General features: G+C 30.9%; 14 protein-coding genes, 11 tRNA genes, 1 rRNA gene and 1 other annotated feature. All 26 genes read left to right on the top strand.

Annotated features, from left to right (window positions below; genetic code table 11):
- The first annotated feature begins 16 nt into the window (after window positions 1-16).
- The 26 genes from rrf to queA all read left to right on the top strand — a co-directional run bounded on the left by rrf (window position 17) and on the right by queA (window position 14,888).
- Window positions 17-133: ribosomal RNA gene (gene rrf, locus RBU61_RS09315) — 5S ribosomal RNA — on the top strand.
- 3 nt (window positions 134-136) lie between these two features.
- Window positions 137-211 (top strand) — tRNA-Asn (locus RBU61_RS09310).
- A 15-nt stretch (window positions 212-226) separates the two neighbouring features.
- A tRNA-Leu gene (locus RBU61_RS09305) sits at window positions 227-315 on the top strand.
- Between the two features lie 58 nt (window positions 316-373).
- A tRNA-Met gene (locus RBU61_RS09300) sits at window positions 374-450 on the top strand.
- 68 nt (window positions 451-518) lie between these two features.
- Window positions 519-593: transfer RNA gene (locus RBU61_RS09295), tRNA-Glu, on the top strand.
- 30 nt (window positions 594-623) lie between these two features.
- Window positions 624-699: transfer RNA gene (locus RBU61_RS09290), tRNA-Val, on the top strand.
- A gap of 129 nt (window positions 700-828) precedes the next feature.
- Window positions 829-905, top strand: a tRNA-Asp gene (locus tag RBU61_RS09285).
- 119 nt (window positions 906-1,024) lie between these two features.
- A tRNA-Thr gene (locus tag RBU61_RS09280) sits at window positions 1,025-1,100 on the top strand.
- A gap of 67 nt (window positions 1,101-1,167) precedes the next feature.
- A tRNA-Tyr gene (locus RBU61_RS09275) sits at window positions 1,168-1,252 on the top strand.
- 16 nt (window positions 1,253-1,268) lie between these two features.
- A tRNA-Gly gene (locus tag RBU61_RS09270) sits at window positions 1,269-1,343 on the top strand.
- A gap of 15 nt (window positions 1,344-1,358) precedes the next feature.
- Window positions 1,359-1,432 (top strand) — tRNA-Gly (locus tag RBU61_RS09265).
- Window positions 1,433-1,445: 13 nt separating this feature from the next.
- Window positions 1,446-1,522, top strand: a tRNA-Arg gene (locus RBU61_RS09260).
- A 316-nt stretch (window positions 1,523-1,838) separates the two neighbouring features.
- Window positions 1,839-2,087: a binding site (T-box leader), on the top strand.
- A gap of 113 nt (window positions 2,088-2,200) precedes the next feature.
- Window positions 2,201-3,181 (top strand): aspartate--ammonia ligase, encoded by a 981-nt coding sequence (asnA, locus tag RBU61_RS09255; protein WP_308879512.1) that lies wholly within the window; start codon window positions 2,201-2,203, stop codon window positions 3,179-3,181.
- A 161-nt stretch (window positions 3,182-3,342) separates the two neighbouring features.
- Window positions 3,343-5,001, top strand: coding sequence for a glycosyl hydrolase family 18 protein (locus RBU61_RS09250; protein ID WP_308879510.1), 1,659 nt, complete (start codon window positions 3,343-3,345; stop codon window positions 4,999-5,001).
- 47 nt (window positions 5,002-5,048) lie between these two features.
- On the top strand, window positions 5,049-5,585 hold the full coding sequence (locus RBU61_RS09245) for an O-acetyl-ADP-ribose deacetylase (protein ID WP_308879507.1): 537 nt from the start codon (window positions 5,049-5,051) through the stop codon (window positions 5,583-5,585).
- Window positions 5,586-5,656: 71 nt separating this feature from the next.
- Complete coding sequence (locus RBU61_RS09240; protein ID WP_308879504.1) at window positions 5,657-6,301, top strand: zinc dependent phospholipase C family protein; 645 nt, start codon at window positions 5,657-5,659, stop codon at window positions 6,299-6,301.
- Between the two features lie 158 nt (window positions 6,302-6,459).
- Window positions 6,460-7,554, top strand: coding sequence for a transglutaminase domain-containing protein (locus tag RBU61_RS09235; RefSeq protein WP_308879502.1), 1,095 nt, complete (start codon window positions 6,460-6,462; stop codon window positions 7,552-7,554).
- A gap of 18 nt (window positions 7,555-7,572) precedes the next feature.
- Entirely contained in the window at window positions 7,573-8,034 is a 462-nt protein-coding gene (locus RBU61_RS09230; protein ID WP_308879500.1) for a hypothetical protein, read from the top strand.
- A 160-nt stretch (window positions 8,035-8,194) separates the two neighbouring features.
- On the top strand, window positions 8,195-8,929 hold the full coding sequence (locus RBU61_RS09225) for a hypothetical protein (RefSeq protein WP_308879498.1): 735 nt from the start codon (window positions 8,195-8,197) through the stop codon (window positions 8,927-8,929).
- A 19-nt stretch (window positions 8,930-8,948) separates the two neighbouring features.
- Entirely contained in the window at window positions 8,949-9,581 is a 633-nt protein-coding gene (locus RBU61_RS09220) for a CBS domain-containing protein (protein WP_308879496.1), read from the top strand.
- A gap of 68 nt (window positions 9,582-9,649) precedes the next feature.
- Entirely contained in the window at window positions 9,650-10,240 is a 591-nt protein-coding gene (locus RBU61_RS09215; RefSeq protein WP_308879494.1) for a BofC C-terminal domain-containing protein, read from the top strand.
- Window positions 10,241-10,321: 81 nt separating this feature from the next.
- Window positions 10,322-10,816, top strand: a complete 495-nt coding sequence (gene ruvC, locus RBU61_RS09210) for a crossover junction endodeoxyribonuclease RuvC (protein ID WP_308879491.1) — start codon at window positions 10,322-10,324, stop codon at window positions 10,814-10,816.
- 21 nt (window positions 10,817-10,837) lie between these two features.
- Complete coding sequence (gene ruvA / locus RBU61_RS09205) at window positions 10,838-11,428, top strand: Holliday junction branch migration protein RuvA (RefSeq protein ID WP_308879489.1); 591 nt, start codon at window positions 10,838-10,840, stop codon at window positions 11,426-11,428.
- Between the two features lie 13 nt (window positions 11,429-11,441).
- The gene (gene ruvB, locus RBU61_RS09200) at window positions 11,442-12,452 is read left to right on the top strand and encodes a Holliday junction branch migration DNA helicase RuvB (protein ID WP_308879488.1); all 1,011 of its coding nucleotides are present in this window, start codon (window positions 11,442-11,444) and stop codon (window positions 12,450-12,452) included.
- Between the two features lie 28 nt (window positions 12,453-12,480).
- Window positions 12,481-13,827: a SpoIID/LytB domain-containing protein gene (locus tag RBU61_RS09195; RefSeq protein ID WP_308879485.1), complete on the top strand. Its 1,347-nt coding sequence runs from the start codon at window positions 12,481-12,483 to the stop codon at window positions 13,825-13,827.
- Window positions 13,828-13,862: 35 nt separating this feature from the next.
- Complete coding sequence (queA, locus tag RBU61_RS09190; protein WP_308879483.1) at window positions 13,863-14,888, top strand: tRNA preQ1(34) S-adenosylmethionine ribosyltransferase-isomerase QueA; 1,026 nt, start codon at window positions 13,863-13,865, stop codon at window positions 14,886-14,888.
- Window positions 14,889-14,900 lie beyond the last annotated feature (12 nt).

Below are 14,900 nucleotides of genomic sequence, written 5' to 3'. Positions count from 1 at the left end.
CAATTGATAGTTTTCGTCTGGTGACGATAGCAAGATGGACACACCTGTACCCATACCGAACACAGAAGTTAAGCATCTTAACGCCGATGGTACTTGGTTGGAAACGACCTGGGAGAGTAGGAAGTTGCCGGGCTGATCTTGGGTAGCTCAATGGCGGAGCAACCGGCTGTTAACCGGTAGGTTGTGGGTTCGAGTCCCACCCCAAGAGCCATTAGAAACATAAAACGCCGGAGTGGCGGAACAGGCAGACGCACAGGACTTAAAATCCTGCGATCCTCACCGATCGTACCGGTTCGATTCCGGTCTCCGGCACCATTATGACCTAACTCAATAGGTTGGGTGCAACGATAAGAATAGAATTAAATAAAAATGCCGCGGGATGGAGCAGTTTGGCAGCTCGTCGGGCTCATAACCCGGAGGTCGTCGGTTCAAATCCGGCTCCCGCAACCATTAATTTAGTTCAGAGTACATAATTCAGTAGTGGTAGTGTTCGTGAGAATCAACCATAATTCAAGTAAGGCCCCATGGTCAAGCGGTTAAGACATCGCCCTTTCACGGCGGTAACCCGGGTTCGAATCCCGGTGGGGTCACCATTATAATCTAATATAGGTCAAAGATAATATGGGCGCATAGCTCAGTTGGGAGAGCACCTGCCTTACAAGCAGGGGGTCACAGGTTCGAGCCCTGTTGTGCCCACCATTATGATCTAACCCAACGAACGATAGTGAGTTGTAGGTAGGTCAAACGCAATAAGCACCAAATCTATAGGAGTGTAATGAGTAAATAGATTTGAGTTGCGAAACTGCGAAGAAAAAACAAAACAATAATGGCCTGGTAGTTCAGTTGGTTAGAATGCCAGCCTGTCACGCTGGAGGTCGAGGGTTCGAGTCCCTTCCAGGTCGCCATTATGATCTAACACAATAAGCGTAGCGAATTGATGTAGGTCAAACGCAACGAGCACCAAATCTATAGGAGTGTAACGAGTAAATAGATTTGAGTTGCGAGACTGCGAAATGATATGTTTGCTGGCGTAGCTCAATCGGCAGAGCAACTGACTTGTAATCAGTAGGTTGGGGGTTCAATTCCTCTCGCCAGCTCCAAGAAAATATTTTATTTTATAGTAAATACTTTCTAAATATGGTAGTCCCTAGGGCACTGTTACAATTAGGAGGAGTACCCAAGTGGCTAAAGGGGACGGACTGTAAATCCGTTAGCTAAGCTTTCACTGGTTCGAATCCAGTCTCCTCCACCATTATAAAAACAATTATGCGGAAGTGGCTCAGTGGTAGAGCATCGCCTTGCCAAGGCGAGGGTCGCGAGTTCGAATCTCGTCTTCCGCTCCAATACTTTTTTGTCATGCGGGTGTAGCTCAGTGGTAGAGCCCCAGCCTTCCAAGCTGGTTGCGAGGGTTCGATTCCCTTCACCCGCTCCATTTATATTTATAGGTACCCTTAGCTCAGCTGGATAGAGTGTCTGGCTACGAACCAGAAGGTCGGGGGTTCGACTCCCTCAGGGTACGCCAAACGGCTATTTTAGACCATTCTCAACAGAAATAGATACACTGATTATTCGATGTTTTTTCGGTAGTCAGAGTGTCTATTTTTTTTATAGTTGATTCATAGGAATCTATCTTTTATGAATTGGTATAAAGAATACTGTCAGGAGTTTTGGAATAGTAACATCTGCGGCTGAATTTGGATGAAGATTTAATGACAGGTAGTAGAATTGGGAAAAGTTATATCTTTAGTATTTTAATTAGTTTAAATAAATAAATTTATTTTTTAAAAATTTCCTCTTGACTTTAATCAAATACCACGCTATACTATTTATAATTTAAAAATAATGCTTTGAGAGAAAGAGTAATTTATTGATAGAGTTATAGAGAGTCGGCGATGGTGGAATTCCGATACGAGTTAATAAATGAAGAACATTCTTGAGCATCTAACCGAAATTGTAAAAAAGTAGACTTAGACGGGAATAGCCTGATATCGACTATAAAGTATCGATTGTAATATAATCTGTACTTATTTAAGTGAGCCTATTGCTAACTAAGGTGGTACCACGGAATTTAACCTTTCGTCCTTTATATGGATGAAAGGTTTTTTTATGATCTAACTTGATTTGCGTTTTTTGCAAATCGATGGTAGGTCAAACGTATCATTTATTTATTATTATGAATTTTGAACTAGGAGGAAAAAATATGACAGAATTAAATCAAAGAGAAACTCAAGTGGCAATAAAACAAATAAAAGATTATTTTGAAAGAAAATTAGCTGAAAAACTAAATCTAATTAGAGTATCAGCCCCATTATTTGTAACACCTCATAGTGGATTAAATGATAACTTGACTGGAGTAGAAAAAGCTGTATCTTTTGAGATGAGAAAATACAATGAGAGAATAGAGATAGTTCAATCTCTAGCTAAATGGAAAAGAATGGCCTTAAAATGGTATGAATTTAATATATATGAGGGACTTTATGCAGATATGAATGCCATAAGACCAGACGAAACCCTAGATAGTATACATTCTATCTATGTGGATCAATGGGATTGGGAGAAAATAATAAAAAAATCAGATAGAACTACAGATTATTTAGTTCACATTGTAAAGGATATATATGATGTATTTAAAGAAACTGAAAACTATATCAATGGGTTATATCCAGAAAAATTTACAAAAAAATTACCAGACAATATAAAATTTATCACTAGTCAAGAATTAGAGGATTTATATCCTAGTGAAACCCCTGAAGAAAGAGAATATTCAATAGTAAAGGAGTATGGGGCAGTATTTATATCTAAAATTGGTGGAGTTTTAACTTCTGGAATTTCCCATGGAACTAGGTCACCAGATTACGACGACTGGGATTTAAACGGTGATATTATATTTTGGAATCCAGCAACGGAAGGTGTTTTGGAGTTATCCAGTATGGGAATAAGGGTAGATAAAGAGGCACTGGAGAAGCAGTTAAAAGTATCAGGGGCTGAAGAAAGAAGAAAATTAGATTATCACAAGAAATTGCTAAATGAAGAATTACCTTACACTATAGGTGGTGGAATTGGACAATCTAGAATTTGTATGTTTTTCTTAGAAAAGAAACATATAGGGGAAGTTCAGGCATCCGTTTGGACAGATGAAATATTAGAAGATTGCAGAAAAAATAACATATTTCTATTATAGTAGTATAGATAATATACTATGAATATAGTAGATAAGTAGCTGATTTATAATATTGGCTACTTATTTTAATATTAAAATTAATTAGATTTGTAAAAACAATATCTTTCAATTATAATATTTAACAGGACATGTTATGTATTTATTAAACCGGAGGAGATAATATGAAAAAAACAAATATATTCATAGTTTTAATATTAATTGCAGCAATAGGCCTAGGTGGATTTGTTTGTTATGAAATACTGAAATCACCAAGCAAAAAAGTAATGGCTTATTCAGATGATTTATATCTAATAGTTGAGGAACAGGAGGCAGATGATGAATCAGTATTATTCTTTGAAGATACATTATACCTTTCACTTCCCTCTATTGAATTCTTTGTGGATAAAGATATATTTTATGATGATGCAGAGCATACTTTGATAATTACAGATGAGAGTAAAGTTATTAGATACAAATTAGACTCTGATAAGGGAAGTATAAATAATAAAGAGTTTTTAGTATCTAATCCTATAAAAGAATTTAATAATAAAGTATATATTCCAGTAGATATAGTTTTAAAGAATTATGATGTGGATATTAACTACTTTGAAGAAACAAAAGCAGTTGTATTGGACTATAAAAATATTGACTATTTAAAGGGTGAAATAATAGGTGATGATGCAGTTTTAAGAACGGATTTAGACATTAAATCACCTATAGTATCTAACAATCTCTTAGCAGGAACTATAGTAAATGTCTATGGCGAGTATGAAAACTGGTATAAGGTAAGAACCATAAATGGAATACCAGGATTTATTGAAAAGAAATTTCTAAAAATAAACTATATTAGAGATATGTTTAAAGTAGAAATACCTAAAGAGGAAATTCTTGGAGACTATAATAAGGAGAAGCTTAGCTTAACTTGGGACTATACTTATAGGACAGTTCAAAATACAGATAATATAGGATTAATTCCAGGAGTAAATATAATATCTCCTACATGGTTTTCTATTACTGATACAGATGGAAATATACAAGATAAAGGCAATATTGATTATGTAAGAAAATATATTGACTTAGGCTATGAAGTATGGCCGCTTATCGATAATGGATTTGATCCTGATTTAACTCATGAAATTTTATATAAAAGCAGTACAAGAGAAAAACTAATAACTGATATATTAAAGATTTATAAAGATTATGGATTTCAAGGAATTAACATTGATTTTGAAAATGTGCATTTGAAGACAAAGGATTTATTGACTCAATTCGTAAGAGAATTATATCCTGTATTTAAAGAAGCTGGTCTAAATGTTTCCATGGATGTAACTGGAATGTCAACTTCTGAAAACTGGTCTTTAAGCTATGATAGAGAAAGGCTTTCTAAAGCCGTAGACTATATGATTTTAATGGCATATGATCAACATTGGGGCAGTAGTCCCATAGCTGGATCTGTTGCAGAATATTCATGGGTAGAAAAAAGTATATTAGGAGTATCAGAATATATTCCAAATGATAAGCTAGTATTGGCAGTACCATTTTACACTAGACTTTGGCTAGAGAAGGATGGCAAAGTATCTTCTCAAGCACTTTCAATGGAAGCGGCCAATAAATTTATAGAAGAAAATAATATAGAATTGACTTGGGATAATAGAGCTTTACAATACTATGGTGAAGTAGAAAAAGACAATGGATTATATAGGATTTGGCTGGAAGAATCGGAATCATTAGATGCTAAGGTATCATTAGTTCATAAATATGATTTAGCAGGAATAGCATCTTGGAGGAAAGGATTTGAAACTGTTAATATATGGAGTAGCTTAGATAGAGCTTTAAACTAGAACAACAATATATAAAAGGATTTTGATTAATAAATAGGAGTGATTCAATGTTTAAATATAGAGGTACAGAGATTAATGTTTTTTTAGGAGATATAACAGAATTAAAGGTAGATGCAATAGTAAATGCCGCTAATAATACTTTATTAGGCGGTGGAGGTGTTGATGGAGCTATACACAAAGTTGGTGGAAAAAGGATTTTAGAGCAGTGTAAAAAGATAGGTGGATGTCCAACGGGAGAAGCCAGAATAACCACGGCAGGCAATCTTCCTAGCAATTATGTAATACATACCGTAGGGCCTATATATAAAGAAGGGGATTCAAAAGAAGAAAAATTACTATATGAGGCTTATTATAATTCACTATTACTTGGAAAGGAACATAATATAAATTCTATAGCTTTTCCATCTATATCAACTGGAGCCTATGGCTATCCAATAGAAAAGGCTATGAAAGTGGCTGTATCAGCTGTTATTGACTTTATAGAACAAGAGGATAAACCATTAGATATGATATTTGTCTTGTTTAAAGAGACAGATTTTATATTATATAATAACTACTTAAAAGAGAAAATATTACAAATTTGATATATACTTGTTATTGACTTTAGGTTTTAATTATTATACTATCAAAATAGAACTGAACTTTAAACAAAGGGGTGTTTAAAATATTTGCAGATTCTCATAAGATTATTGCATTAAAGATATATGATAATGTATCTGATATATATGGTGTTAAACTAGATAAAGATAAATTATTATGGGGGGCTGTATGTCCTGATATATTACCACAATTTAAGCTAGTTAGACATTATAAAGATGAAAGTTTGAACTTTATTGCTAGAGAAATCATGAAGCTTATTTTTGTTAGTAGATATTTAGAGTTTAATAAAATTCACGATCCTTTAACAATGAAAATATTAAGTAAAAAGATAGGTATAATATCTCATTATTTATGTGATTATGTTTGTCTTCCTCATGCAAAGAGATGGACATTTGTCAATAGTATGGTAAAGCATATAAAATATGAGTCACAATTAGATAATTTTGCAGTAACCCATGACTTTAAAAAGAATGTTATTAACGTTAAAGACTTAGATATATATGATATACATGTAACAGAGTTAAAGAAAAAAATTAAAGATTATATAAACGAAGTAGTTGAAGAATACTCTTTAAAAACAGATTTCAAAAATGATTTGAACTTTGCACTGTCACTAAATTTAAAAATATCATATTTTATACTAGACACCATTGCTTCATATTCTGAAGAATTAGATGGGCATTTTGCTTTAGAATTTTAATAGTTTATAGGAGATAAGCTCTATTTCAAATAAATAGAGCTTATTTTTTTATTATAATGAATAGGAAATTGCTCCCCTTTTTATTTCAAAATACCATTATAGTTGGAAGAATAAAAAAATTAATATATACTATAGAGGAAGGGGTTGATGAAAAGAATATGCTAAAAAGATTTGTTAAGATTTTTATAATTGAGTTTCTAATTGTTTTACTAATTTTATTATATCTTTTCTCTAAATATAATAAATATAATATTCCCATATTAAATAATTTAATAATCAATGAAAACAGTGAACTAAATGAAAATCAAGAAATATATACAGCATTTGAGAAAAAGTTACTAGAGGGAGAAGAGGAAATACAGCTTAGAAATAAATTGTTATTTAAAGATTCAAGCGAAATATTTAATATATTGGAAGAAATATCAAATGATAATCCTGAAATAATGTATTATAAAGGGGCTGAACATAGATTTGGAAGCTTAAGACTTATGTATTCAAGGGGAAAAGAAGAAATAAAAGATCATATTGAAGAGATAAGAAAGATAAGAAATAATTTTATATCTAATTATATACTACCGGGAATGTCTGATTATGAAAAAGCATTAACTATACATGATTATATAATTACCAATAGTAGATACGATAACAGATTATTAACAACAGGAACAGTGCCCCCAGAATCCTATACTAGCTATGGAATATTATCTTTAGGTGTTGGGGTATGCGAAGGATATGCTAAGGCTATGAAATACTTATTAGATGGTGTGGGAGTTAAATCTACCATAGTAGTAGGTGAGTCAAAGGGGCAAAGTCATGCATGGAATTTAGTAGAAATAGAAGGTGAATATTATCATATTGATTCTACTTGGGATGATCCGGTTACGAAGGATGGTTCAGATGTATTAAGATATAATTTTTTAAATTTAAATGATAGTGAGATTTCAAGAACCCATAATTGGAAAAAAGAAAATTATCCTGAAGCTAAAGGGGAGAAGTTTAATTATTTTAAATATAACAATTTAGTAGTGAAGGATGAAGAAGAATTAGCAGAAAAAATAAAGAGCATACTTCTTAGAGGAGAATCATATTTATTAGTTAAAATAATAGATTATAGTAGTGATAAAATATCTATAAATAAATTAGTTGAAAAAATAGTATATGATAACTATAAATCGAGACCATTAGATAGATATACATATTCTATAGATGAGGAATATGGCATAATGGAACTTCAATTTGATTATAAGAAATAATTTAAAGGAGATTAAACAATGGACAAGAAAAGCAAAATAATATACTTAATTTTAGGATTAGGAATGGGGATTATTCTCACCAATACTTTATATTCATTTTATCCAGTTGTAAAGTATAATGATTTAAGTGATGATATGATAATTAAAAGATCAAGAGAACTAGGTATGGTTAGCTTAAAAGAAAGTATAGATGAGTTAAATAAAAAGAAAGAAAAAGAAGTGACCTCCGCAATGCAAGAAGAACCACCAGAGGAAATTCCAGAGGAGCAAGAAATCGAAGTAATAATTAAAAGCGGCGAAAACTTAAAACAGATTGGGAGAAAGTTATTTAGTTTAGGATTAATTGAAGAAGAAGAAGAATTTGTTCAATTGGCAAGGGATAAAAAAATGAGTACAAAGTTTATAGTTGGGACTTATAATATAAAAACTAATACAAGCTATAGTACGATTATAGATATACTAACTAGAAAAAATGAATAAGAAAATATAATATATTAAGTTTTTGTTAGAAATCTATTATTAACTTATAAACAAATATATCCTTCTTTGTAGTATAATGGTTTTATTGTTTATTTATATTCTAATAAATAGGTTTAAAAAATAGATAACTGTGAATAATTGGTAAAAAGGAGGTTTGGGTATGGCAATGGAAAATAATGACTTACTAAGTATCTATGAAGGACTAATAAATAGATTTCTTTACAAAAATGATATTAATTGCATACATATCCTGCTTAATCTATATGATTTGGAAGAAAACATTACCAATATTCGCCCCAAATATATTTCTGTTTATCATTTAAAAAAGCATATTAGTAAGTTTCTAAGAAAAAAAAAGGGAAATAATTTAATCGCTTTAAATCTTGGACAACTAATCCATGAAGACATTAACAGATTAGAATTATTTATTTATCTTGAGGGATATAAACATGGTTATTTTGACAATTATTGGGTAAATATTTTAGAGAAAACAATAGTTAAAGATATATCTATAGAAAAGTTATATCAAAGTCAATATTTATATCATTTTGATAATAAGACTAAAAAAATACTTGATATTAAAAGTCTAATTAATAAGGAAATTAAGGAAAAAGAAAAACAAGATAAATACCTATCCAATTGTATAAGGGATTATTGCTCAAGGGTAATAAAAGAAAAGATATTTAGTTTAAATAAATACTTAGACAAACAATTAACCATAGAATATAATTCAGACTACTATAGGATTAAGGAGGATTATAGTTTATTAACCAAGGATGAATTAAAAAAAATATATGAAGAAATCATAAAAGTAATGTTTAAAGATGGATATAAACTATATAAGGAAGCATACTGGTATGGACTAAATGATAGGGTATTAAGAAGATACAAGTAATATTTAAAGGGGGAGTCAAATGTTTATAAAAAATTATATGTTGTCAAAATCAGATTTAACTATTGTTGACTTAGAGGAGAGTATAGGGGAAGCACTTAATAAAATAAATGAGGGAAATTTTTTATCTCTACCAGTAATTGATGGTGCAGAATTTAAAGGTATAATTATGAAGGAAGCCATCTATAGAAATTACTTAGAATCCAATACCTGTAATAAAGATGAATATCTAAATAATACTAAAGTTAAAGATATATATAGTGATGATTATGAAAGGATTTCATCAGATGAAAGAATTGAAACAGCTTCACATCTATTGAAACAGTTAAGAACGCCATTTTTACCTGTTTTTGATTCTAATAATAAATTTGTAGGTATATTAACTCATGCTGCAATATTTAAAGCGTTCTCAGAAATATTTGGTATTAATAAAGGAACTAGAATTGTAGTAAATATGTTTGACCTACCGGGACAATTGGCTAAACTTACTGATGTAATAAGAAAAGAGAATATAAATATAATAAACTTTGCTATTATGGATCCAGAGGTATTGGATTTAATTCAAGTTGTTCTTAGAGTAGATGCTGAAGATGTAGAAAGATTAGTTGAAAAGATTCAATCAGCAGGATTTAGAATTGGTGAAGTTGATAAATAGTGTAAAATGTATAAAATTTCATAAAATGGATAGAATATCCCTCTAGATAGTATTCTGGAGGGATATTTATGAAAAAAGATAAAATGATACCTGTTTTCTTCTTTTCTTTAGCTTTATTTTTAATAAGTTTTGTAATTGGCTATCAATTGATGGGGAATAAACTAGAACCTCAAATTAGTCGAATAAATCAGGAAAAAGAGGATACTCAGGATTACTCTGATTTACAGATTTTAAAAGAGGATATTAGAATTTCTCCCAACACCTTTATAGAAGAAAGAATTCATCATACTGCTTGTGACCATGTGATTACTAAAGTTAATGCAGCTACAGAGGAATTTGTAAATATGAATAAAGATGAAATTGTAGATTACCTAGAAGAGAATTACCCTAATAAAAAACTTATATCATTTTCATCTAGTAAAATAACTTTAGGGATTACGAAAAATCACTTATGTGAGAACCATTATATAGTAGGAGAAAAAGACGATTTAATAGCCATATTTAAAGTAAATGAAAATGGTCAAAGAGTATTAGAAAATGTACTAATAGATCATCCTATATCTATATTAATGGAGGTAGATCAACAAAAATTAATAGAGGGAATTGTTGTAGACAGTGAAGACGAACTATCTGAAGTTTTAGAGAATTTCATTAGTTAACTAAGTTAGAAATCTAACTTAGTTTTTTCTTGTAAATATGGTACAATAGTAAGTGTAATTAATGGAGAAAGGTGGCTAAGAATGATAATACTTGGAATTGACCCTGGAATAGCCATAGTAGGTTATAGTATTATAGAATGTAATGGAAATAAATTTAAGGCAATAGATTATGGTGCCATAAGAACAGATGCAGATACTTTATTTCCCGATAGAATAAAGATAATTTATGATAGATTAATAGAAATCATAGATAAATATAATCCAGAAGACCTAGCTGTAGAGGAATTATTTTTTAATAAAAATGTAAAAACAGCCATAAAGGTAGGACAAGCTAGAGGAGTCGAGGTACTGGCAGCAGTCAATAAAGGATTGAATATATATGAGTATACTCCACTGCAAATAAAGCAAGCAGTAGTAGGATATGGTAGAGCAGAGAAATCACAGGTACAAGAAATGGTTAAAGTACTACTAAATTTAAAAGAAAAGCCAAAACCTGATGATGTGGCCGATGCCTTAGCTGTAGCCATATGTCATGGAAGTTCTCTTAAATTTAAGGAATCTTTTAGGATGAAATAATATTTATAAAGGGTGAATAAATTGTTTGAATTTATTATAGGTGACATAGTTGCCATAAATGAAGATTACATAGTATTACAAAACAACGGAATAGGATATAAGATATTTACTTCTATTAACTCAATGGTTAAACTAGAATTAGGAATGAAAAATTCAATGATTTATACAGATCTTAATGTAAGAGACGATGGTGTATTTTTATATGGATTTGTATCTGAAGAAGAAATGAATATGTTTAAATTATTACAGATGGTTTCAAAGATTGGTCCTAAAATAGCATTAGGAATATTATCAAATCTTACAACAAATCAGATTAAAGTTGCCATCATGAAGAAGGATTTAGATACATTATGTAAGGCACCGGGAATAGGAAAAAAGACAGCCGAAAGACTAATCTTAGAATTAAAAGACAGAATAGATAAAGACATTGATATAGAGGAGGAAGATACTAATAATCTAAATCTTAATGATTATAATGAGGCTATAAATGGATTAATGTCATTAGGATATACAAGGATGGAAGTAGAAAAGATTACTAGAACCATTGATACGTCCAATATGAGTATAGAAGATATAATTAGAGAAGCGTTAAAAAAACTATCAAAACAGTGAGAAGGTGAAATAAATGGTAGATGATAATGATAGAATAATGGCTGGAAATTTAAGAAGTGAAGATTTAGAAAACGAGCAAAACTTACGTCCTAAATGGATTACAGAATACATAGGACAAGATAAGGCTAAAGAAAAGTTAAATATTTTTATTCAAGCAGCTAAAGGAAGAAATGAGCCTCTAGACCATGTATTATTATATGGGCCACCAGGTCTTGGAAAAACCACATTGGCAAATATTATTGCAAATGAAATGGGGGTAAATATTAGAATCACATCAGGACCAGCAATTGAGAGACCTGGAGATTTAGCAAGTATTTTAACTAATCTTTCAGAAGACGATGTTTTGTTTATTGATGAGATACATAGAATAAATAGAACTGTGGAGGAAATATTATATCCTGCAATGGAAGACTTCGCCTTGGATATAATCATAGGGAAAGGTCCTTCAGCCAGATCTGTAAGATTAGATTTGTCTAAATTTACCCTTATAGGTGCTACCACTAGGGCTGGACTTTTAACTTCTCCCCTTAGAGATAGATTTGGAGTAATGTTAAATCTAGAATTATATGATGAGGAAAGTTTAAAACAGATTATAATCAGATCAGCAAATATATTAAATATAGGGATTGAGGAAGAAGGGGCTTTGGAAATAGCTAGAAGATCTAGAGGGACTCCTAGAATAGCCAATAGATTATTAAGGAGAGTAAGAGACTATGCACAAGTAGTAGAAAAAGGTATAATTACTTTAGAAGTGGCAAAGAAGGGATTAGAAATTCTTGAAATAGATCCCCTAGGATTAGATAGTGTAGACAGAAAGCTTATACTTACTTTAATAGAAAACTTCGATGGTGGACCTGTAGGAGTAGATACATTATCAGCTGCCACAGGTGAGGAAAGAACCACAATAGAAGATGTATACGAGCCTTATCTTTTGCAAATAGGTTTTTTAAATAGAACACCTAGAGGTAGAATAGTAACTAAAAAAGCATACGATCACTTCCATCTTCCATATAAGGAAGATTAATAAACTATAAGAAGCGAGGGATAACTATATGAGAAAAATATTATCAACATTTGTAGTTTTTTTATTGGCTATATTATCCATTAATACTTCTTATGCTAGTTCTGCTACAGAACAGTATATAGATATTAAACTTAGCAAACCCTTAAATCGAAAAGATGTTATTAATTTTAGCAGTAATACTGGTTTTTTATTAGTGGATTCTGTAAATAAAGATTATATAATGGATATACAGGAAACTAATATAATTGCTACATTAAATAATGATAGTATTTATTTAATGGACTCTAGGGATAATATTATAATTGATTTACCTAAAGATGGTAGTATTCTAATTAAGTCTAATACATTTAATGAATCCATAATAACTGTTGAAAAAGACCGCTATAGAGATTATATTAAACTAATAAGTAGAAATAATGAAATATTTGTTATAAATCATGTACAACTTGAGAATTATCTATATGGAGTAGTCCCAGCAGAAATGCCAGCTAGCTTCCATATAGAAGCATTAAAAGCTCAAGCTGTAGCAGCTAGATCCTTTACCCTTTCAAATCTAAATAAACATATTGGAGAAGGGTTTAATCTATGTGACACAACTCACTGTCAAGTATATTCAGGTGTTGAGTATGAAAGACCTGTTACAAACTCTGCAGTAGATGTAACAAAAGGTATTCTAGCTTACTATAAAGGGAAAGTAATAGAGGCTATATATCATTCTACTAGTAGTGGATTTACGGAAGATAGTGTAAATGTTTGGGGTGGAGATGTTCCATACCTTAAACCGGTGGAGGATAGCTTTTCATCAGAATCACCTTATAGCAATTGGACATTTAGCATTGGTCTTAATGAGCTAAACAACAACTTAAAATCATCTGGAGTAAATATAGGTGATTTTCAAGGAGTTGAAGTAATAGATGCTACTTCTACTGGAAAAGTAGACAAAGTAAAGATTACAGGAACTATAGGAGAAAAGATTATATCAGGAACAGAGTTTAGAAATATAATAGGTGCAGGTAATTTCAAAAGTGCTTGGTTTACTATAAATGGTGGGAATAATGTAGGAAATAAAAAAGTTTATGTAATAGACGGCAGCATGAATGGTGTAAAAAATGTAGATATTAATAATGTCTATACTTTAGATGATAAAAATCAAAAGACAGTAACTAGAGGAAGAGTAAATAGAGCCATAAGTAAAGATAGAATAGAAGATATGGGCAGAGGTCAGACTACATCAACTACAGAATTAATAATAGAAGGAAAAGGCTTTGGACATGGAGTAGGTATGAGCCAGTTTGGAGCAAAAAAAATGGCAGAGCTAGGATATACTTTTGAAGAAATTCTTAAATATTATTATACAGGAATAGATATTATGTAAATATGACCATAATTATAATAAAGAAGGATGATTAAATGAAGCGAGAAGATTTTAATTTTATTTTGCCAGAAGAATTAATAGCCCAACACCCTTTAGAAAACAGAGAAGAGTCTAGGTTGTTAATCTTAGATAAAGAAACTGGTGCCATAGAGCATAAACTTTTTAAAGATATTATTAATTATTTAAATAAAGGTGATTGTTTAGTCTTAAATGATACAAGGGTTATACCAGCTAGACTATATGGTCATAGAATAGGAAAAGAAGAAAGTATAGAGATATTGCTTCTTAAAAGAATAAACAATAATATTTGGGAAGTATTGGTCAAGCCAGGAAAAAAAGCTAGACCAGGTCATATAATAGAATTTGGAGAAGGAATTCTAAAGGGCACAGTTTTATCAATAGAAGAAGATGGAACTAGACTTATAGAATTTGAATATACAGGAATATTTGAGGAAATCTTAGATAAACTAGGAGAAATGCCTTTACCTCCATATATAACAGAAGTTTTAGATGATAAAGAAAGATATCAGACTGTATATTCAAAAAACAAAGGTTCTGCAGCTGCTCCTACTGCTGGATTGCATTTCACTAATGAATTATTAGAGGATATTAGAAACAAAGGAGTTAATATAGCTTATATAACTTTACACGTTGGTCTTGGAACATTTAGACCGGTTAAAGTAGATAATATTTTAGAACATCATATGCATTCTGAATACTTTCAAATATCTGAGGAAGATGCTGCAATAATTAATAATACTAAATCAAGTGGTGGAAAAATTATATCTGTAGGTACTACTTCTACAAGAACACTAGAGACAGTAGGAAATGAAGATGGAATGGTTTTCCCAACTTCAGGGTGGACAGATATATTCATTTATCCAGGATATAAGTTTAAAGTCGTAGATAGATTGATTACCAATTTTCATTTACCAGAATCAACACTACTTATGTTAGTTAGTGCATTATCCACTCAAGAAAATATACTAAATGCATATAAAATAGCTGTAGAAGAAAGATATAGATTTTTTAGTTTTGGAGATGCAATGTTTATAAAGTAATAGGAGGGCAAT

The sequence above is a fragment of the Tissierella sp. MB52-C2 genome, from assembly GCF_030931715.1.
In the GTDB taxonomy this organism is placed as follows: Bacteria; Bacillota; Clostridia; order Tissierellales; family Tissierellaceae; genus Tissierella.
Note: the sequence above shows the minus strand (reverse complement) of the source record. Positions and strands in the feature narration are given on the sequence as shown.